18 protein-coding genes are annotated in these 18798 nt (G+C 72.2%); 9 read left to right on the forward strand and 9 right to left on the reverse strand.

Annotation, left to right across the window (positions count from 1 at the left end):
* The first annotated feature begins 157 nt into the window (after positions 1-157).
* A complete protein-coding gene (locus ABD236_RS14805; protein WP_344074095.1) occupies positions 158-379 on the forward strand; it encodes a dodecin in 222 nt (73 codons plus the stop codon).
* Between the two features lie 24 nt (positions 380-403).
* Here ABD236_RS14805 and ABD236_RS14810 read toward each other — a convergent pair whose 3' ends face one another.
* Positions 404-892, reverse strand: a complete 489-nt coding sequence (locus tag ABD236_RS14810; RefSeq protein WP_344074096.1) for a phosphatase domain-containing protein — start codon at positions 890-892, stop codon at positions 404-406.
* A gap of 59 nt (positions 893-951) precedes the next feature.
* On the opposite strand from ABD236_RS14810, the gene ABD236_RS14815 reads away from it, so the two are divergent.
* The 3 genes from ABD236_RS14815 (at position 952) to ABD236_RS14825 (ending at position 5230) form a co-directional block, all read left to right on the forward strand.
* Positions 952-1965 (forward strand): LLM class flavin-dependent oxidoreductase, encoded by a 1014-nt coding sequence (locus ABD236_RS14815; protein WP_344074097.1) that lies wholly within the window; start codon positions 952-954, stop codon positions 1963-1965.
* 16 nt (positions 1966-1981) lie between these two features.
* Positions 1982-4354 (forward strand): ATP-binding cassette domain-containing protein, encoded by a 2373-nt coding sequence (locus ABD236_RS14820; RefSeq protein ID WP_344074098.1) that lies wholly within the window; start codon positions 1982-1984, stop codon positions 4352-4354.
* A gap of 201 nt (positions 4355-4555) precedes the next feature.
* A complete protein-coding gene (locus ABD236_RS14825; protein ID WP_344074099.1) occupies positions 4556-5230 on the forward strand; it encodes a hypothetical protein in 675 nt (224 codons plus the stop codon).
* 62 nt (positions 5231-5292) lie between these two features.
* Here the strand turns inward: ABD236_RS14825 and ABD236_RS14830 are convergent, their stop codons facing one another.
* The 3 genes from ABD236_RS14830 to ABD236_RS14840 are packed head-to-tail and all read right to left on the reverse strand — an operon-like array spanning position 5293 to position 8711.
* A complete protein-coding gene (locus tag ABD236_RS14830; RefSeq protein ID WP_344074100.1) occupies positions 5293-6048 on the reverse strand; it encodes a succinate dehydrogenase/fumarate reductase iron-sulfur subunit in 756 nt (251 codons plus the stop codon).
* Positions 6045-8003 (reverse strand): fumarate reductase/succinate dehydrogenase flavoprotein subunit, encoded by a 1959-nt coding sequence (locus ABD236_RS14835; RefSeq protein ID WP_344074101.1) that lies wholly within the window; start codon positions 8001-8003, stop codon positions 6045-6047. Before ABD236_RS14835 ends, ABD236_RS14830 begins: the two co-directional genes overlap by 4 nt.
* Entirely contained in the window at positions 8004-8711 is a 708-nt protein-coding gene (locus tag ABD236_RS14840; protein ID WP_344074102.1) for a succinate dehydrogenase, read from the reverse strand.
* Between the two features lie 83 nt (positions 8712-8794).
* Here ABD236_RS14840 and ABD236_RS14845 point away from each other — a divergent pair, with 83 nt between their 5' ends.
* On the forward strand, positions 8795-9712 hold the full coding sequence (locus tag ABD236_RS14845; protein WP_344074103.1) for a LysR family transcriptional regulator: 918 nt from the start codon (positions 8795-8797) through the stop codon (positions 9710-9712).
* Here the strand turns inward: ABD236_RS14845 and ABD236_RS14850 are convergent.
* The 3 genes from ABD236_RS14850 to ABD236_RS14860 all read right to left on the reverse strand — a co-directional run bounded on the left by ABD236_RS14850 (position 9682) and on the right by ABD236_RS14860 (position 13855).
* Positions 9682-11856 (reverse strand): putative bifunctional diguanylate cyclase/phosphodiesterase, encoded by a 2175-nt coding sequence (locus tag ABD236_RS14850; RefSeq protein ID WP_344074104.1) that lies wholly within the window; start codon positions 11854-11856, stop codon positions 9682-9684. The genes ABD236_RS14845 and ABD236_RS14850 overlap by 31 nt on opposite strands.
* Positions 11853-12665, reverse strand: a complete 813-nt coding sequence (locus ABD236_RS14855) for an SAM-dependent methyltransferase (RefSeq protein WP_344074105.1) — start codon at positions 12663-12665, stop codon at positions 11853-11855. The genes ABD236_RS14850 and ABD236_RS14855 overlap by 4 nt, the downstream gene beginning before the upstream one ends.
* 218 nt (positions 12666-12883) lie before the next feature.
* A complete protein-coding gene (locus tag ABD236_RS14860) occupies positions 12884-13855 on the reverse strand; it encodes an SCO0930 family lipoprotein (RefSeq protein WP_344074106.1) in 972 nt (323 codons plus the stop codon).
* A gap of 227 nt (positions 13856-14082) precedes the next feature.
* On the opposite strand from ABD236_RS14860, the gene ABD236_RS14865 reads away from it, so the two are divergent.
* The 3 genes from ABD236_RS14865 (at position 14083) to ABD236_RS14875 (ending at position 16181) form a co-directional block, all read left to right on the forward strand.
* Positions 14083-14649 (forward strand): hypothetical protein, encoded by a 567-nt coding sequence (locus ABD236_RS14865; RefSeq protein WP_344074107.1) that lies wholly within the window; start codon positions 14083-14085, stop codon positions 14647-14649.
* Positions 14650-14695: 46 nt separating this feature from the next.
* Complete coding sequence (locus ABD236_RS14870; RefSeq protein WP_344074108.1) at positions 14696-15460, forward strand: bestrophin-like domain; 765 nt, start codon at positions 14696-14698, stop codon at positions 15458-15460.
* A gap of 178 nt (positions 15461-15638) precedes the next feature.
* Positions 15639-16181, forward strand: a complete 543-nt coding sequence (locus ABD236_RS14875) for a hypothetical protein (RefSeq protein ID WP_344074109.1) — start codon at positions 15639-15641, stop codon at positions 16179-16181.
* Between the two features lie 126 nt (positions 16182-16307).
* Here ABD236_RS14875 and ABD236_RS14880 read toward each other — a convergent pair whose 3' ends face one another.
* Positions 16308-16787, reverse strand: coding sequence for a hypothetical protein (locus ABD236_RS14880; protein WP_344074110.1), 480 nt, complete (start codon positions 16785-16787; stop codon positions 16308-16310).
* Positions 16788-17152: 365 nt separating this feature from the next.
* On the opposite strand from ABD236_RS14880, the gene ABD236_RS14885 reads away from it, so the two are divergent.
* A complete protein-coding gene (locus ABD236_RS14885; RefSeq protein WP_344074111.1) occupies positions 17153-17812 on the forward strand; it encodes a class F sortase in 660 nt (219 codons plus the stop codon).
* Positions 17813-17851: 39 nt separating this feature from the next.
* Here ABD236_RS14885 and ABD236_RS14890 read toward each other — a convergent pair whose 3' ends face one another.
* A complete protein-coding gene (locus ABD236_RS14890) occupies positions 17852-18694 on the reverse strand; it encodes a polysaccharide deacetylase family protein (RefSeq protein WP_344074112.1) in 843 nt (280 codons plus the stop codon).
* Between the last annotated feature and the right edge of the window lie 104 nt (positions 18695-18798).

Consider the following 18798-nt stretch of genomic DNA (forward strand, 5'->3'; position numbering starts at 1 on the left):
GTTGGCTAGTTCGGGTGCGGCCGATTTTGGTCTGTACCAATGGACCGGTCAAGCCCCGTTACGGAACCGAGGCCGCGCCCGCGTCCGGCGCGACGCCTCGCGAAGCGGCGCGAGGTGGGGCACGGTGGAGGGACGCGACGAAGAGGAGTGCACCTCCATGTCCAACCACACGTACCGCGTCACCGAGATCGTCGGCACCTCCCCCGAGGGCGTCGACCAGGCCATCCGCAACGGCGTCGCCCGCGCCGCGCAGACCTTGCGCAATCTCGACTGGTTCGAGGTGACCCAGGTACGCGGCCAGATCGCGGGCGGGCAGATCGAGCACTACCAGGTGGGTCTGAAGGTCGGCTTCCGACTGGACGACGACCAGGAGGTGTGAGATCCCGGGGCGAGGGGTGGTCGCTCAGGTCCGCCCCTCGCGCTCCTGCGCGTCCTTCAGCGTCTCGGTGGGCGCGGCCCACCGCGCCCGGACGACCCGGAAACCCGCCCGTTCGGCGGCGTCGCACACCAGCTCGTCGTCGTCCACCAGCATCCGCACCTCGCGCCCCGCGCCGAGGCGGCGCAGCAGCTCCAGCTTGGCGGTCCGGGCGGGCCTGCGGTCGGCGTTCGGCCGCATGTGCAGCGCCCCCTCGGGCAGGCCCTGCGCGGCCAGCCACACCAGGGTGTCCCGGCGGCAGCGCTCGGGCCGGCCGGTGAGGTAGACGACCTCGCACTCCTGGGCGGCCGCCAGACACAGCGCGATGCCCTCCGCCAGCGGAGGGTCGGCCGGGGCGGCGGCGAAGAACGCCTTCCAGTCGCGCCCCGCGCCCTCCAGGAAGTGCTGGCGGTGACCGCTGTCCGCGAGCGTGCCGTCCAGGTCGAATACGGCCAGTGGCCTGGTGTTCTGCGTCATGCGGCCAGCCTAGGACGCGTGGTGGGGAATCCTGGCGCCGCGCAGACGTTGAAGGCGGTGTGAGCTCAGTGATCGCGTCGACGCGCTTCTCCGTCCTGGACCGCTCCCGTATCCGCGCGGGACACGACGGCCCGCGAGCGCTGCGGGACACCGTGGCCTTCGCCCAGGAGGCCGAGCGGCTCGGCTACCACCGCTTCTGGGTCTCCGAGCACCACAGCGTGCCGGGCGTCGCGGGCTCCGCGCCGACCGTGCTCGCCGCGGCCGTCGCCGCCGCGACCGCCACGATCCGGGTCGGCACCGGCGGGGTGATGCTCCCCAACCACCAACCGCTGGTGGTGGCCGAGCAGTTCGGCGTCCTGGAGTCGCTGTTCCCCGGCCGCATCGACATGGGCCTGGGCCGCTCGGTGGGCTTCACCGACGGCATCCGCAAGGCGCTGGGCCGTGGCAAGGAGGACGCCGACGCGTTCCCCGAGCGCCTCGCCGAGCTCCTCGGCTACTTCGACGGTACGCAGACGGCCCACCCGCAGGTGCACGCGCGCCCCGCCGAGGGGCTGCGCGTCCCGGCGTTCGTGCTCGCCACCGGCCAGGGCGCCCGGGTCGCCGCCGAGGCGGGGCTGCCGCTGGTCATCGCCAACGTGCGCGGCGAGGACGCCATGCTGCGGGTGATCGACGACTACCGCGCGGCCTTCCGCCCCTCCGCCTGGGGCGAGCGGCCGTACGTGGTGCTCTCCGGCACGGTGGCGGTCGCCGCCACCACCGAGGAGGCCCACCGCCTCCTGCTGCCCCAGGCGTGGTCCACGGCGTACTCGCGCACCCGCGGCGCCTTCCCGCCGCTCTCCCCCGCCGAGGACGTCGAGGCGGCGGCGATGACGGAGCGCGAGCGGACGCTGTACGAGGAGGCGCTGCACGGCCAGATCCACGGCACCGAGGACCAGGTCGCGGACACCCTGGACAAGCTCCTCTCGCGCAGCGCGGCCGACGAGTACCTCGTCACCACCAGCACGTACGACCGCACGGCCATGCTCGACTCCTACCGGCGGCTCGCCCGGCTCGCGGGCCTGACCAGCGCCTGAGCCTAGAATTTCCGGTATGCGAAGCCCCGCGCGACCCGACAGCGACCCGAGCGACCGCGCCCATGACCCCTTCGTGCGGGTCAGGGGCGCCCGTGAGCACAATCTGCGCGGGGTCGACGTGGACATCCCCCGGGACGCGCTCGCGGTCTTCACCGGAGTCTCCGGCTCGGGGAAGTCCTCGCTCGCCTTCGGGACCCTCTACGCGGAGGCGCAGCGCCGCTACTTCGAGTCGGTGGCGCCGTACGCCCGGCGGCTCATCCACCAGGTGGGCGCGCCGAAGGTGGCGGAGATCTCGGGGCTGCCGCCCGCCGTCTCCCTGGAGCAGCGGCGCTCGTCGCCGACCTCGCGCTCCTCGGTCGGCACCGTCACCACGCTCTCCAACTCGCTGCGGATGCTGTTCTCCCGCGCGGGCAGCTATCCGCCGGGCGCCGCGCGCCTGGACTCGGACGCCTTCTCGCCCAACACCACGGCCGGGGCCTGCCCCGAGTGCCACGGCCTGGGCCGGGTCCACCGCACCAGCGAGGAGCTGCTGGTCCCCGACCCGTCGCTGTCGATCCGCGACGGCGCGATCGCGGCCTGGCCGGGCGCCTGGCAGGGCAAGAACCTGCGCGACGTCCTCGACGCGCTCGGATACGACGTCGACCGGCCCTGGCGCGAACTGGACGCGGCGGACCGCCGGTGGATCCTGTTCACGGACGAGCAGCCGGTAGTCACCGTGCACCCAGTGCGCGACGCGGACCGTATCCAACGCCCGTACCAGGGCACGTACATGAGCGCCCACCGCTATGTGATGAAGACGTTCGCCGAGAGCAAGAGCCCGGCACTGCGCACGAAGGCGGAGCGGTTCCTCACCGCCGCCGACTGCCCGGTCTGCGGCGGCAGCAGGCTGCGGCCCGAGGCCCTCGCGGTCACCTTCGCGGGCCGCACCATCGCACAGCTGGCGGCCCTCCCGCTCGACTCGCTGGCCGAGGTGCTGCGGTCGGCCGACGCGGGACCCACCGCCGAGGTCCTGACGGCCGACCTGCTGAGCCGGATCGACCCCGTCACCGAGCTCGGCCTCGGCTACCTGAGCCTGGACCGGACCGCGCCCACCCTCTCCGCCGGGGAGTTGCAGCGGCTGCGGCTCGCCACCCAGCTGCGGTCGGGGCTCTTCGGGGTGGTGTACGTGCTGGACGAGCCGTCGGCGGGGCTGCACCCGGCCGACACCGAGGCCCTGCTCACGGTCCTGGACCGGCTGAAGGCGGCCGGGAACTCGGTGTTCGTCGTCGAGCACCACCTCGATGTGGTGCGGCACGCCGACTGGCTGGTGGACGTCGGCCCGCTTGCGGGTGTGCACGGCGGGCGGGTGCTGCACAGCGGCCCGCCGAAAGAGCTGGCCGAGGTCACCGAGTCGCAGACCCGGCGCTTCCTCTTCGACACCGCGCCCGCGCCGGTACGCGAGGTGCGCGAGCCGTCGGGGTGGCTGAAGGTCGGACCGGTGACCCGGCACAATCTGCGCGCTCTGACGGCCGAGCTGCCGCTGGGCGTCTTCACGGCGGTGACCGGCGTCTCGGGCTCCGGCAAGTCCACCCTGGTCGGCGAGATCACCGGGGAACTGCCGGGCGTGGGACGGCTGGTGACGGTCGATCAGAAGCCGATCGGCCGCACCCCCCGCTCCAACCTCGCCACCTACACCGGCCTCTTCGACGTCGTACGCAAGCTCTTCACCGCCACCGACGAGGCGCGGGCGCGCGGCTACAAGGCGGGCCGGTTCTCCTTCAACGTGCCCGGCGGGCGCTGCGAGACCTGCCAGGGCGAGGGGTTCGTCTCGGTGGAGCTGCTGTTCCTGCCGAGTACGTACACGCCCTGCCCGAACTGCCACGGCGCCCGGTACAACCCCGAGACGCTTCAGGTCACCCACCGGGGCCGCACCATCGCCGAGGTGCTCGACCTGACCGTGGAGGAGGCGGCCGGCTTCTTCGCGGACACCCCGGCCGCCGCCCGGAGCCTGGCCGCGCTGCTGGAGGTGGGCCTCGGCTATCTGCGCCTGGGCCAGCCCGCCACCGAGCTCTCCGGCGGCGAGGCCCAGCGCATCAAGCTGGCGTCCGAACTCCAGAGAACGCGGCGGGAGCACACGCTGTATCTGCTGGACGAGCCCACGACCGGGCTGCACCCGGCCGATGTCGAAGTGCTGCTGCGCCAGTTGCACGGACTTGTCGACGCGGGCCACTCCGTGGTCGTGGTCGAGCACGACATGACGGTGGTGGCGGGCGCGGACTGGGTGGTCGACCTCGGGCCGGGCGGCGGCGACGCGGGCGGCAGGATCGTTGCGGCGGGCCCGCCGCGCGAGGTCGCCTCGGCGGGGACCGGGCGCACGGCTCCGTATCTGGCGAAGGCCTTCCGGGACTGAACACCCGGACGGCCGGGAGCGGCCGCGATCAGTAGCAGAACCTCCCCGGACGGCAAGCTGACGGCCCGTCAATTCGTGGCGGATCCCCGGCTGTTCGACCCGTAAAAGCGGACTTACTCTCAAGTTCACCCGGGTATGACGTCACCCCAGTTCCTCCTCGCACCCCCACCCCATCGAAGTCATTCGAACGAGGAGCCCCCCATGGCAACCCGCAGACTCCGCGCGTCCGCCGCCCTGACAGCCGCCACGGCCGCGCTCACCCTCGGCGCCACCCACGCCGCCGGCGCCCTCTCGGCCGGATCCACCACCGTGACCCCGGCCGGCCACTCCTTCACCGCCAAGCTCAACGGCAAGGCCACCTTCACGGCCGGTTCCACCACCATGACCTGCACGGTCTCGGCCTCCGCCCCCAACGGAACGGCCACCAACAAGATCCCGGCCGCCCCCGGCAACCACAACGACGCCGGGGCCGTCTCCGCGCCCATCAACCCGCCGACCTTCAGCGGCTGCACCACCAGCATCTTCGGCGTCGGCGTGACGGTCACCAGCAACGCCACCAACGGCCAGTGGAGCATCTCGGCCCAGAACGGCTCGCCCGTCTCGGCCGCGCTCACCATGCCCAAGGGCGGGGTCGTCATCAAGACGAGCGGCCTGGCCAGCTGTACGCTCACCGCCTCGCCCACCGGCCCCACCAGCGTCAACGGCACCTGGACCAACGGCGCTCCCTCCAGGCTCGCCATCGCCAACGCGCCGGTGGCCGCCACCGGGACCGGCGGGTTCCTGTGTCCGACGGGCAACCAGACGGCCACCTTCTCGGCCGCCTACGACGTCACCGACACCACCGACCCGGCCCAGCAGATCACCGTCGGCGGCTGAGCCGTACGCGACGAGGTGTGCCCCGGGCCCGAGGCCGGGGGCACACCCACCGCGTCCCGGCCTCAGCGGCCGACCTTGCGCGCCTTCCTGGTCGCGCGCAGCCACTCCTTGTTCATCGCCGCGATCGACGGCAGCGGGATGCCCTTGGGGCAGGCGGTGGCGCACTCCCCGGTGAGGGTGCAGCCGCCGAAGCCCTCCGCGTCCATCTGGCCCACCATGTCGAGCACCCGGGTCTCACGCTCGGGCGCGCCCTGCGGCAGTACGTTGAGGTGGTTGACCTTGGCCGAGGTGAACAGCATGGCCGAGCCGTTGGGGCAGGCCGCCACGCAGGCGCCGCAGCCGATGCACTCGGCGTGCTCGAAGGCGGAGTCGGCGTCCGGCTTGGGCACGGGGGTGGCGTGCGCCTCGGGCGCGGCTCCGGTGGGGGCGCTGATGTAGCCGCCCGCCTGGATGATCCGGTCGAAGGCCGAGCGGTCCACCACCAGGTCCTTGACGACCGGGAAGGCGGCGGCCCGCCACGGCTCGACGTCGATGGTGTCGCCGTCCTCGAAGGCCCGCATGTGCAGCTGGCAGGTGGTGGTCCGCTCGGGCCCGTGCGCGTCGCCGTTGATGACCAGGCTGCACGCGCCGCAGATGCCCTCGCGGCAGTCGTGGTCGAAGGCGACCGGGTCCTCGCCCTTGAGGATGAGCTCCTCGTTGAGCGTGTCGAGCATCTCCAGGAAGGACATGTCGGCCGAGATGCCGTCCACTTCGTAGGTGGACATCGCTCCGTCGGCGTCGGCGTTGGGCTGCCGCCAGACGCGCAGGGTGAGCTTCATGCGTAGCTCCGCTGGGTGGGGTGGACGTACTCGAAGACGAGGTCTTCCTTGTGCAGGACGGGGGCCGTGCCGGTCCCGGTGAACTCCCAGGCGGCGGCGTAGGAGAACTCCTCGTCGCGGCGGGCCGCCTCGCCGTCCGGGGTCTGGGACTCCTCGCGGAAGTGGCCGCCGCAGGACTCGGCGCGGTGCAGCGCGTCGAGGCACATCAGCTCGGCGAGCTCCAGGTAGTCGACGATGCGGTTGGCCTTCTCCAGGGACTGGTTGAACTCCTCACCGGTGCCCGGGACCTTGATGCGGCGCCAGAACTCGTCGCGGATCTGCGGGATCCGCTCCAGCGCCTTGCGCAGCCCCTCCTCGGTGCGGGCCATTCCGCAGTACTCCCACATGAGTTCGCCGAGCTCGCGGTGGAAGGAGTCGGGGGTGCGGTCGCCGTCCACGGCGAGCAGCAGGTTGAGCCGGTCCTCGGTCTCCGCGACCGCCTCCGCGACCGCCGGGTGCTCGGCGGTCACCGGCTCCTGGTGCGGGTTGCGCGCCAGATAGTCGTTGATCGTGGAGGGGAGGACGAAGTAGCCGTCGGCCAGGCCCTGCATCAGGGCCGAGGCGCCGAGCCGGTTGGCGCCGTGGTCGGAGAAGTTGGCCTCGCCGATCGCGAACAGGCCGGGGACGGTGGTCTGGAGGTCGTAGTCGACCCACAGGCCGCCCATCGTGTAGTGCACGGCGGGGTAGATCCGCATCGGCACCTCGTACGGGTTCTCGGCGGTGATCCGCTCGTACATCTCGAAGAGGTTGCCGTACTTCTCCTCGACCTTGTCGCGCCCCATCCGCGCGATGGCGTCCGCGAAGTCGAGGTAGACGCCCTGGCCGCCGGGGCCGACCCCGCGCCCCTCGTCGCAGACGTTCTTGGCGGCGCGCGAGGCGATGTCGCGCGGGACGAGGTTGCCGAAGGAGGGGTAGATCCGCTCCAGGTAGTAGTCGCGCTCCTCCTCGGGGATCTCGGCGGCCGGGCGGGTGTCGCCCTTGGCCTTCGGCACCCAGATGCGGCCGTCGTTGCGCAGCGACTCGCTCATCAGGGTCAGCTTGGACTGGTGGTCGCCGGTGCGCGGGATGCAGGTGGGGTGGATCTGGGTGAAGCAGGGGTTGGCGAAGAGGGCACCGCGCCGGTGCGCCCGCCACACGGCCGTCGCGTTGGAGTTCATCGCGTTGGTGGAGAGGTAGAAGACGTTGCCGTAGCCGCCGGACGCCAGCACCACCGCGTCCGCGAAGTAGGTGTCGACGCGGCCCGTGACCAGGTCGCGGGCCACGATCCCGCGCGCCCGGCCGTCCACCACGATCAGGTCCAGCATCTCGGTGCGCGCGTGCAGTTCCACGTTGCCCGCCGCGATCTGCCGCGACAGCGCCTGGTAGGCGCCGAGCAGCAGCTGCTGGCCGGTCTGGCCGCGCGCGTAGAACGTGCGCGAGACCTGGACGCCGCCGAAGGAGCGGGTGTCGAGGAGGCCGCCGTACTCACGTGCGAAGGGCACGCCCTGCGCCACGCACTGGTCGATGATCTCCACCGAGATCTGCGCCAGGCGGTGGACGTTGGACTCGCGGGCCCGGAAGTCGCCGCCCTTGACGGTGTCGTAGAAGAGGCGGTGGATGGAGTCGCCGTCGTTGCGGTAGTTCTTGGCGGCGTTGATGCCGCCCTGGGCGGCGATGGAGTGGGCGCGGCGCGGGGAGTCCTGGAAGCAGAACTGGACGACGTGGTAGCCCTGTTCGGCCAGGGTCGCCCCCGCCGAGCCGCCCGCGAGCCCGGTGCCGACGACGATCACGGTGTGCTTGCGTCGGTTGGCCGGGTTGACGAGCTTCGCCTCGAAGCGACGGGTGTCCCAGCGCTCGGCGATGGGCCCGGAGGGCGCCTTGGTGTCGGCGATCGGCTCGCCGAGCGTGTAGGCCGTGTAGTCGATGGACGGGGTCATTCAGCTCACCACTCCGGTCATGACGGCGACGGGGACGGCGATGAAGCCGGCGGTCAGCACCAGCGCCAGCACGTTGGCGAGGGCCTTGAGGAACCGGTCGCGGGCCGCGCTGCCCGCGCCGAGCGTCTGGGCCGCGCTCCACAAGCCGTGCCGGACGTGCAGTCCGAGGGCGAGCATCGCCACGATGTAGACGGTGTTGCCGTACCAGGTGGAGAAGGTGTCGATGACGTTCTGGTACGGGTGCCCGGACTGGAAGCCGCCGGGGTGGGCGGTGCCGGTGGTCAGGTCCAGGATGTGCCAGACGATGAAGAGCCCGAGGATGATCCCGCCCCAGCGCATGGTGCGGGTGGCGTAGCTCGCCCGGGGGCGCCTGTGCACGTACTGGCTCGGGCGGGCCCTGATGTCGCGCCGGCTCAGCTGGTACGCGCAGACCGCGTGCGCCACGACGGCGGCGACCAGCACCACCCGGATGATCCACAGGGCCCACTCGTAGTGCAGGAACGGCTCGCCGACGGTGCGCAGCCAGTGCGCGTACCCGTTGAAGTCGCCCGCACCGAAGAAGATCTTGAGGTTGCCGAACATGTGGACGGCCAGATACGTCAGCATGATCAGACCACTGACGGCCATGACCGTCTTCTTGCCGACGGTCGAGTCCCACACCGTGCGCGTCAAGGACGGTTTTCGTTCCGTCCGCGTTGCCAGAGCCATGCCATAGACGCTAGGGGCCGAGGTCCCGAGAGGTCCAAGACATGGATGCGCTCATTTCCATAGCCATGTCCTATCGTGTTCCCATGCAGTTCCAGCAGCTCCTGTACTTCGTGGCCGTCGCGGAGACCCGCCACTTCACCCGCGCCGCCGAGCAGGTCCATGTCTCCCAGCCCTCGCTCTCCCAGCAGATCAGGGCGCTGGAGAAGGAGCTGGGCGCCGAGCTGTTCAGCCGCGCCCGGGGCAACATCGCGCTCACCGACGCGGGCGAGGCGCTGCTTCCGCTGGCCCGCCGCATCCTCGCCGACGCGGACACCGCCCGTATCGAGGTGCAGGAGCTGGCCCAGCTGCGGCGCGGCCGGGTCCGTCTCGGCGCCACCCCGAGCCTGTGCACCGGACTGCTGCCGGACGTGCTGCGCGCCTTCCACGACCGCCATCCGGGCATCCAGCTCCTCATCGAGGAGGGCGGCTCCCACGACCTCGTACGGGAGCTCGCGCGCGGCGCGCTCGACCTCGCCCTGGTGGTGCTCCCGCTGCCGCCCGGCTCCCCCGCGCTGACCAGCGTCGAGCTCTTCCACGAGGATCTGGTGGTGGTCTCGGCCGCCGCCGGACCCGCCCCCGGCAGCGACGGCCGCGTCCAGGTCCGCGATCTGCGCGACGCCCCGCTCGTCATGTTCCGGCACGGCTACGACCTGCGCGAACTCACCGTCGCCGCCTGCCGCGCGGAGGGCTTCGAGCCGGTCTTCACGGTCGAGGGCGGCGAGATGGACGCGGTGCTCGGCTTCGTCCGGGCCGGGCTCGGCATCGCGGTGGTGCCGAGCATGGTGGCCGCCCGGGCGGGCCGCGACCTGCGGGTCACCCCGCTGGCCCGCCCGGGTCTGCGCCGTACGATCGCGCTCGCCCACCGCAGCGACGTGGACCCGCCGCGCGCCGCGCGGGAGTTGCAGCGGGTCCTGCTGGGCATCGGTACGGGTCAGACCGCGTCGGTGAGCGCCAGCGAGTGAATGCGGTCCGGGGCGCCCGGACGCGCGTAGTACCAGCCCTGCGCGGTGTCGCAGCCCAACTCGCGCAGCTGCTCGGCCTGCGCCCCGGTCTCCACGCCCTCGACGGTCACGGCCAGGTGCAGGCTGTGGGCGAGCGACACGATCCCCTCGACGATCTTGATGTCGACCGGGTCGGCCGGGTGCTGCTGCATGGACTGGGTGAACGAGCGGTCCAGCTTCAGCACGCTCACCGGCAGCCGGCGCAGGTTCGCCAGGTTGGAGTAGCCCGTGCCGAAGTCGTCGAGCGCGATGTCCACGCCCATGTCCGCGAGCTGGCGCAGCGGCTTGAGCAGGTCGTCGTCGGCGCCGATCAGCGCGGACTCGGTGACCTCCAGGCACAGCGCGCCCGGCTCCAGACCGGAGCGCTCCAGGACCTCCACCGTGTCGGCCACCAGACCGGGGTGGTGCAGCTGGGTCGGCGAGAGGTTCACGTTGACCCGCAGCGGGCCGCCCGCCCGCGAACCCGGGTGGCGCTCCTGCCAGAACCGCGCCTGGCGTACCGACTCCGCCATCACCCAGCGGCCCAGCGGCACGATCAGACCGGTGTGCTCGGCGAGCGGGATGAACCGGTCCGGGCCGAGGACCCCGTGCTGCGGGTGCGACCAGCGCACCAGCGCCTCCGCCCCGTGCACACTGCCGTCGCCCAGGTGCACCAGCGGCTGGTACTCGATGAAGAACTCACCGCGCTCCAGCGCCGCCGGCAGCGCGTTGGTGAGCCCGTGCCGGGTGATCGCGCGGGCGTCGGCCTCCGGGTCGGCCCGCTCGAAGCGGTTGCCGCCCGCCGCCTTGGCCCGGTACATCGTGATGTCGGCGCTGCGCAGCACCTCCGCCGGGCCGCGCTCGCCCGCCGGGCCCTCGACCACGCCGATCGAGCCCCGCACGGACAGCTCGCGGCCCTCCAGGCGGATCGGGACGGCGAGCACGTTGAGGATGCGCGAGGCCAGTTCGTCGACCTCGCGCAGGGTGTCGGTGCCGGTGGTCAGCGCCACGAACTCGTCGCCGCCCAGCCGCGCCACCATCTCGCCCGGCCCGGTCGCACAGCTCTGCAACCGGTCGGCGACCTCCACCAGGAGCCGGTCGCCCGCCGAGTGGCCCAGGCTGTCGTTGACCGCCTTGAAGCCGTCGAGGTCGAGGTAGCAGAGCCCGAACCGCTTGCCCTCGCCCGCCGCGAGCGCCTTGTCGAGCCGCTCGAAGAACAGGGTGCGGTTGGGCAGCCCCGTGAGCGCGTCATGGGTGGCCTCGTAGCGCAGCCGCAGGTTGAGCAGCCGCCGCTCGGTGGTGTCCTCGAGCAGGGCCAGCTGGTACTGGGGGCGGCCCTCGGCGTCGCGCAGCAGCGAGACCGTCAGATTGGTCCACAGGACGGTGCCGTCGCCCCGGTAGTACGGCTTCTCGACCCGGTAGTGGTCGCGCTCGCCCCGCACCAGCTCCTCGTAGAGCTTCCAGACCTGCGGCGCGTCCTCGGGGTGCACCCACTCGCTGACGTTGCGGCTGCGGAGCTGCCCCTCGACGCCGCCGAACATCCGGGTGAGGGTCTCGTTGACCTCCAGGACGCGGCCTTCGAGGTCGGCGATGCCGATGCCGACGGCCGCGCCCTCGAAGACCGCCCGGAACCGGGCCTCGGTGGCGTGCAGGGCCTCCTCGGCGGCGCTACGCGCGGAGAGTGCCGAGCGGGCGATGGCCTCCTGCTCGCTCAGCGTGCGCTCGCGCAGCGCCTGGGCGAACCCGGCGGCCAGCGCGTGCTGGAGGCGGGCACACCGGGCCCGCGCCTCCTCGGCCCGCAGGCCGCCGCCCGTACCGCAGTACAGGACGAGATAGGAGTCGACGACGCCGAGGGTGCGGCTGAGCGCGTCCGGGTCGGTGCAGTGGACGCCGACCAGGGCGGCGCCGACCTCGTGGGCGGGCGCCGGGTCGAAGTGGCGGCGGTGCAGCGCCTCGATGAGGCGGCGGGCCAGCGGCAGCAGATGGCGCTCGAACTCGGGGCGGGTCAGCGAGGTGGCCGTCACCGGGAAGATGGCGCGGCTCCAGATCGTGGCGAACCGTCTGAGCCTGGACTCCGGGCCGTCGGGATCGACGGGCTGCCCGTCCTTGCGGATCGGAGTGCTCACGCTATGCGTCCCACGCCGGCGAACCCCGAGAAGGCATAGGCGTCTTCCTGCTCCGGTGAGCTCTCCGGGCGCCACATCGGCATCTGCACCAGACCGGGCGCGACCATCTCGAACCCGTCGAAGAAGGTGGCGATCTCCTCGCTGGTGCGCATGACCAGCGGGTTGCGGATGGTGCGGTAGACGCCCACCGCACCGCCGGCCCGGTCCTCGCTGAGCGGAATACCCTCGTACGCGGCGTGGGTGAGGATCAGCAGGCTGCCGGGGGCGAGCGCGTCACGCAGCTCGGCGACCGCGGCGCGCGGGTCGTCGGAGTCCTCCACGAAGTGCAGGACCGCGACCAGGAGCAGCGCGACCGGCTTGTCCAGGTCGAGCAGCCGGCCGACCTCGGGGCTGGACAGGACGTCCTGCGGCTTGCGCAGATCGGCGGCGACCACGCCCGCCCGCTCGTTGCCCTCCAGGACGGCCCTGCTGTGGGCGACGGCCACCGGGTCGTGGTCGACGTAGACGACCCGCGCCTCGGGGGCGCCGCTCTGGGCTATCTCGTGGACGTTGCCGAACGTGGGGATACCCGAGCCGATGTCCAGGAACTGGGTGATTCCCTCGTCCAGGGCGAAACGGACGGCCCGCCGCATGAACGCCCGGTTCGCCTGCATCACCTTGGGCAGTCCGGGAATGAACTCCATGGCCTTGCGCGCGGCTTCCCGGTCCACCTCGAAGTTGTGCGAGCCGCCCAGGTAGTAGTCGTAGATGCGGGACACACTCGGCACCGAGATGTCGATGCCCGTAGGGGCCCAGGCGGGACGCTCCATCTATGTCTCCAACAACTCGCCGCGGGGGGTGTGGTGGCCATGTGCATGGTCAGTGTTCGAGCTGAGGCTACTGATCGTCCGGCAGGAGGGCGAGTAAAAACGGAAAATGCCGATCCGTTATTGGTCACACACACATTCGGTCACATCCCCCGGGGCGCACGTCGAACCCGCCACCGCGCGGGGGACACGGTGACGGGCCGACGGCTCTGGAGGGACGATTACTTGGTGGTGGCGATCAGCTTTCCCTCGGGCGAGACGGCCCACCAGGTGCCGCCCACGCCCTGGCCGTTGGTGTCGCCGGGCTTGCTGTCGCCGGCGTAGGTGTAGACCGGCCAGCAGTTGATGGACTGCTGCTTGATGCCGTCGGGCCGGTTGAAGGTCACGAAGCCCTTCTGGATGATGCCTTCGGTGTCCTTCTTCTCCACCGGGGCGACCACCGGCCACTTCTTCAGGCAGTCCCCGGTGCAGGCCGACTTCATGGGCCACGCCGAGTCCTTCTTGAACCGGTACACCGTCATCCCCTTGGCATCGACGATGATCTTGCCGAGCTTGGCGTCGTCGCGGACCGACAGGCCCGGCAGGCTCGGCGCCTGCTCACCGGCGCCCGCGCTGTCCGCCGAGGGCGTCGCCTTCTTGCCGTCGGGGGCCGAGGCGTGCCAGGTGCCGCCCACGCCCTGCCCCATCGCGTCGCCGGGCTTGGTGTCCTTGGTGTACCGGTACATCGGCCAGCCGGCGATCGTCAGCTGCTTGGTGCCGTCGGCGCGGCTGACCTCGCCGATGAGACTGGCGTCGGTGCCGGGGGCCGCGACGGCGCTGCCGGCGGGCACCGCGGGCCACAGCTTCGCGCAGTCGCCGTCGCAATTCGACTTCGGCGGGCTGGCGGTGTCCTTGTCGAAGCGGTAGAGCGTGAACCCGGCGCTGTCGGTGACCACCTTGCCCAGCTCCTTGCTGTCCCACACCGCGAGCTGCCCGGCCGACTTGGCCGCCGCCTGGGAGGCCGCCCCGTTCGCCGAGCCGTAGCCGCCGTCCCCGTATCCGTAGCCGGAGCCGCTGCCGGCCGCCGGGGCGGCGTTGCCGACCGACTGGCCCTTCGGCGAGGCACTTCCCTTGTCCTGGCCGCACGCCGTCGCCGTGAGTGCCAGTACTGCCGCCGCCGTCACCGCGAGCGAGGCGTTGCGCCAGGTTGCCATGTCAACTCCCTTGGATCCGCTGTCCGTTGTGGCGCCCGGGTGCGCCTTTCATGGCCCTAGGTACGCGTCACGGCCCCCCGAGCGTTCAACGCCTGCGAAAGAATTTTCCCGCCCGCCCCGAACCGGCCCGTGCGGTTCCAAACGCAAATGCGGCCAACCTCCCTCCATCAGGCGAATCCCTGGCACTCTCATGGCCGAGCGGCCCGAAGGGCCGGATGATCCTCGGCGTGCATGTAACCCGTCTGGCCCAGCGGCTGCTCTCGGCGGCCGCCCTCGCCCTGCTGCTGACCGGCCCCGCGCCGTACGCGCGCGCGGATGCCTGCGCCTACGCGTCGGTCTCCGGCGGCGCCGGGGACGACTGGGCGGTGGCGATCGCCGGGGGCGGCGTCTGCACCCCCTCGCCGCCCCCGCCCACCCCGGAGCCCCCGCCGCCGAAACCGCCCGAACCCAAGCCCCCGGCGCCCCAGCCCCCGCCGCCTCCGCCTCCGCCCGCCCCGCCGAAGCCCGTACCGCCCCCGGCGCCGCCGCTCAAGCCCCGGCCGCCCGCGCCGCGACCGGTGCCGCCCGCGGCACCCGTACCGCCCAAGCCGGCCCCTCCGGCGCCGCCCGCACCCGTGCCACCGGCGCCGAGCCCGTCGGCCACCCCGCCGACGAAGCGGCCGGTCGCCCTGCCCGCCTACCGCCGTCAGCCGCGCAAGAAGCCCGCGCCGGGGCTCTCCACGGTGACGCTCACCCTGCTGATCACGGCGCCCGCGGTGATCGCCGTCGCGGTGCTCCGCCCCCGCTCGCGCTAGCCGCGCGGCGCCGTTCTCCCTTTTCTCCCTCGCCGGAGGTATCCCCGTGAAGGACTGGATCGTCCTCGCCATCGCGATGGCCGCCGCGTGCGCCGTCGTGCTGACCATCGTCGTCGTCAACCACCGTCGTATCCGCGAGGACGACGACCCCTCCCAGACCCCGGACGTCATGGAGTACATGACGATGATGATGGGAGTGGTGTACGCGATCGTCCTCGGCCTCGCCATCGCGGGCGTCTGGGAGGCCCGTGGCGCCGCCTCGGAGACCGTCCGCCAGGAGGCGCAGGCGCTGCACGAGGTCAGCGAGCGCGCCCATGTCTACCCGGCCCCGGTCCGCGAGCGCATCCGCGCCGACGTCGACTCGTACGTCTCCTATGTGGTCAACGCCGAGTGGCACCACATGGAGGTGTCGGGCGAGCTCGGCGAGCGGGGGGACACCCTGCTCTCCAAGCTGCGCAGGGACGTCACCGACTACCAGCCCGCCAACGACCACGAGGGCCAGGCCTACCAGCCGCTGGTCGACCAGGTGGCGGCCGTCGACGACGCCCGCACCCAGCGCGGCCAGGGCGCCGGGGCCACCATGCCGGGGGTCGTCTGGTTCGGGCTGATCACCGGGGCCGTGGTGACCGTTGGCCTGATCTTCACTCTCCAGATCCGCCGCACCGGGCGCGAGCTGCTGCTGGCCGGGCTTTTCAGCGTGCTCATCGCCTTCCTGCTCTTCCTGATCTGGGACTTCGACGCCCCGTTCGGCCGGGGTCTGTCGGCCACCGCGGCTCCCTTCCACGACCTCTTCCCCGAACTGTTCACCTGACGAAACCGCCGTTGACACCCCGACAGGTCCGCCGGGTGGGGGAACGGAATGCCCCATTCGCCGGACAGCGATCGCGGCCCGGGCCGCCCGCTCCTAGCGTGTCGGGCATCGAGGTGCATTTCCGGCTTTATGTGGAAACCAGTTCCGCAGTGCGCCTCGGGGACCCGGAGGATTGTCCATGGGCGCGATACGTATCGCCTCCGCCACTTTGCTCGGCGCCGCGGCGATCTCCCTCGCCGCCCCCGCCGCGGCTCTCGCCGCCGACGGCGGCGGCGCGCACGGCAGCAACATCACGTCGTTCGGCTTCAGCGTGACCCCCTCCACCATCGCCCCCGGCGGTACGGTCACGCTGAACGTCACCGGGTGCCCCTCCACCGCCACCGCCTCCTCCGGCGTCTTCAACACGGTGACCATCTCACCGAACAGCTCCACGACCGCCCAGGTCGACTTCAACGCCAAGCGCGGTGCCACCTACGCCGTGACCTTCATGTGCGGCGGCGAGCGGGGCACCACCGATCTCACCATCACCGGCGGGATCCAGCCGCTGCGGCCCACCACCCGGCCCACCATCAGCACCACCACCGCGCCCTCGCGCGGCGTCCGGGGCGGTCTCGGCGGTAGTGCGCAGGGCTTCGACATGACCGAGATGGCGGTCGGCCTCGCGCTCATCGCGGTGGCGGGCGGCGGGCTGATGGTCTATCTGCGCCGCCGCGACCACTGAGCCCGGCCGAACGAGCAGGGCCGTCGGCCCGCCCACGGAAAAGGGCCGTGAACCGCCGGTCGCCCCGAGTCCTGGCCAGGACTCGGGGCGACCGGCGGTTCGGCTCTTTCCGGGAGGTTCGGCCGGTCAGATCCGCCCGCCGGCTGTGCGGCGGCGCCGTGCCACGAACACGACACCACCGATGGCGGCCAGCGCCACCAGGGACCCGCCGACGGCCAGCTCGGTCTGGGTGGGGCCGGCGGAGCCGCCGAGCCCGCCCATCGCGCCGCGGCCGGGGAGCACGGTGAAGCTGCGCGTCTCCGTTCTGGGGTTGTCGTTGCAGCGGACCGACAGGTTGTACGACCCGGGGGTGATGTGGTCGTGGATCCTGGCGGTCGCGAACCCGGTGTCCCCGCCCGACAGGGACGTGGGGGAAAAGGCGTTGGACGTCACGATGCCGCCGTGGCCGCAGCCGTTGGCCGTGATCGTCAGCGTCGAGCCCGGGTGCACCGCGCTCGGGTTGACGGTGACATTGCTCGGACCGAAGTTGGCGGCGGCGAGCGGGGCCGAGAGCCCCACCGCCGCGAAGGCGGCCACAGCCACCGGGAGAGCGCGTGCAGCACGCATGGTTGAACCTCCGAGGGAGGGCGCCCCAAAGCCGTGCTCCGGGAAATTCGACGAGTACGCCTCCCATGACGAACCCTCACCGCACCCTCTTCACCTCGCATGTCGGCGCTGGTCCACCCTGGTGAGCCGACACGCCGGTGGACGGGCGGCGGATCTGACGGACGCGCAGGTCACAGACCGTCAGAACTTTTATCGGACCATGACACGGATGGGTCACCCCGGCTGCCGCCCCCCGTCGGGCCCCGGCGGGCCCCCGCCACGGCCGCCTTGTCGGCCACCACCCGTTCGCCCCTCTCCGATCGCCGGAGTGCGAGCACGCCCCTACCGTGCCTACAGGTGGCACGGAGGGCTTTGGAGGGAGCGAGATGGGGCAGGAAGAGGGCGGCTCGGAGCATCGGAGGCGGTCGCCGTGGGGGGCGCTGGCGCTGGTGATGCTCACCGGTCTGGCGCTGGTGCGCAACGGCGCCGACGTCACGATGGGCCCCCCGCAGCCCGCGGCCGCCGCCGCGCTGTCGGGCAGGCCCGAGGTGTTCGTCCCCACCACCTCGCTCGCCCCGGTCGAGCCGCTGCCGTACGCGCAGGCCTCCCGGGTGAAGATCCCCGCGATCAAGGTGGACGCCCCCGTCATCGAGGTCGGCATCGACCAGGACGGCTGGGTGCAGGCACCGCCGCCGGACGACCCCAACCTGGCCGGCTGGTACCAGAACGCGATCGCCCCCGGCCAGCGCGGCACCGCCGTCATGGTCGGCCACGTCGACACCCTGCGGGGCCCCGCCGTCTTCTACGGCCTGGGCTCGCTCAAGAAGGGCAACCACGTCGAGGTGACCCGCTACGACGGGCATGTGGCCGTCTTCGAGGTGTACGGCGTCGAGGTCTACGACAAGAACAACTTCCCGGGTGCCCGGGTGTACGGCGACACCGGGCACCCGGAGCTGCGGGTGATCACCTGCGGCGGCGGCTTCACCCGCGCGAAGGGCTACGACGGCAACGTGGTCGTCTACGCCCGGATGGTGGCCACCCGCTGAACCGCCGTCCTCAGCGCCTGCCCGCGAACCCCCCTGCGCTCAGCGCCGCTTGGGCGGTACGCGCAGGTGGTAGCCGGAGGTCAGCAGCCGGGGCAGATAGGTGCGCAGCGCCGCCACGCTCTGCGAGCGGTCGCCCCCGGCGTCGTGCGAGAGCACCACGACGCCGGGGGCGGCGCCGTCCCGCACCCGGCGCACGATGGTCTCGGTGCCGGGCGTCGTCCAGTCGAGGGTGTCCAGCGTCCAGCCCATCGGCTCCATGCCCAGCTCGGCGCCGATCTCGAACGAGTTGCGGTTCCAGGCCCCGTAGGGCGCGCGGAACCACTGCGGCCGCTCCCCCAGCACCTCCTCGACCACCTCGCTGGTCCGGGTCATCTCGTCGCGTACCGCCTCCCGCGACATCTTGATGAGCAGCGGGTGGGTCCAGGAGTGGTTGCCGATCACATGCCCGTCGTCGCGCATCTCGCGCAGCAGGTCGCGGTTGTCGGTGACCATCTCGCCGCAGACGAAGAACATCGCGCGCACGTCGTACTCGCGCAGGGTCCCCAGGATCTGCGGGGTGTAGCGCGGGTCGGGGCCGTCGTCGAAGGTCAGCACCATGGTCTGCGGGCCGAGCTCAGGCATGCTGAGGAAGGGCCTGCGGCGCACCGGCGGCAGCGCCGTGCGGTACTGCGGCGGCGCCTCGGCGGTCATCGGCTCCAGGCGGTACGCGGAGGACTTCAGCCGGGGCGCGGCGGCCTGCGGGCCCGCGGCGGGGCCGGCGGCCCCGCCCTCCGGGGCGCCGGTGTCCTCGGCGGTCAGCATCCGCAGGGCGGCCGCGGCTCCCAGACAGGCGCCGAGGCGCAGCAGGGTGCGCCGCCCGGGGAGCATCTGATCCTTTTTCATGACCCATGGCTCGCACGGTCAACGGCCCCGGCGGCTGAAGCGCACCGCCCGCGCGGCCGAAAACACCCGTTGGGGTGTACCCGCGAACGCCGTCGTGACGTCGT

Origin of the sequence: Streptomyces crystallinus, assembly GCF_039521265.1 — a bacterium.
In the GTDB taxonomy this organism is placed as follows: Bacteria; Actinomycetota; Actinomycetes; order Streptomycetales; family Streptomycetaceae; genus Streptomyces; species Streptomyces crystallinus.

Coding starts and splice junctions, on each gene's coding strand:
- ABD236_RS14805 (WP_344074095.1), top strand. CDS start 158: ATGTCCAACCACACGTACCGCGTCACCGAGATCGTCGGCACCTCCCCC.
- ABD236_RS14810 (WP_344074096.1), bottom strand. CDS start 892: ATGACGCAGAACACCAGGCCACTGGCCGTATTCGACCTGGACGGCACG.
- ABD236_RS14820 (WP_344074098.1), top strand. CDS start 1,982: ATGCGAAGCCCCGCGCGACCCGACAGCGACCCGAGCGACCGCGCCCAT.
- ABD236_RS14825 (WP_344074099.1), top strand. CDS start 4,556: ATGGCAACCCGCAGACTCCGCGCGTCCGCCGCCCTGACAGCCGCCACG.
- ABD236_RS14830 (WP_344074100.1), bottom strand. CDS start 6,048: ATGAAGCTCACCCTGCGCGTCTGGCGGCAGCCCAACGCCGACGCCGAC.
- ABD236_RS14835 (WP_344074101.1), bottom strand. CDS start 8,003: ATGACCCCGTCCATCGACTACACGGCCTACACGCTCGGCGAGCCGATC.
- ABD236_RS14840 (WP_344074102.1), bottom strand. CDS start 8,711: ATGGCTCTGGCAACGCGGACGGAACGAAAACCGTCCTTGACGCGCACG.
- ABD236_RS14845 (WP_344074103.1), top strand. CDS start 8,795: ATGCAGTTCCAGCAGCTCCTGTACTTCGTGGCCGTCGCGGAGACCCGC.
- ABD236_RS14855 (WP_344074105.1), bottom strand. CDS start 12,665: ATGGAGCGTCCCGCCTGGGCCCCTACGGGCATCGACATCTCGGTGCCG.
- ABD236_RS14860 (WP_344074106.1), bottom strand. CDS start 13,855: ATGGCAACCTGGCGCAACGCCTCGCTCGCGGTGACGGCGGCGGCAGTA.
- ABD236_RS14875 (WP_344074109.1), top strand. CDS start 15,639: ATGGGCGCGATACGTATCGCCTCCGCCACTTTGCTCGGCGCCGCGGCG.
- ABD236_RS14880 (WP_344074110.1), bottom strand. CDS start 16,787: ATGCGTGCTGCACGCGCTCTCCCGGTGGCTGTGGCCGCCTTCGCGGCG.
- ABD236_RS14885 (WP_344074111.1), top strand. CDS start 17,153: ATGGGGCAGGAAGAGGGCGGCTCGGAGCATCGGAGGCGGTCGCCGTGG.
- ABD236_RS14890 (WP_344074112.1), bottom strand. CDS start 18,694: ATGAAAAAGGATCAGATGCTCCCCGGGCGGCGCACCCTGCTGCGCCTC.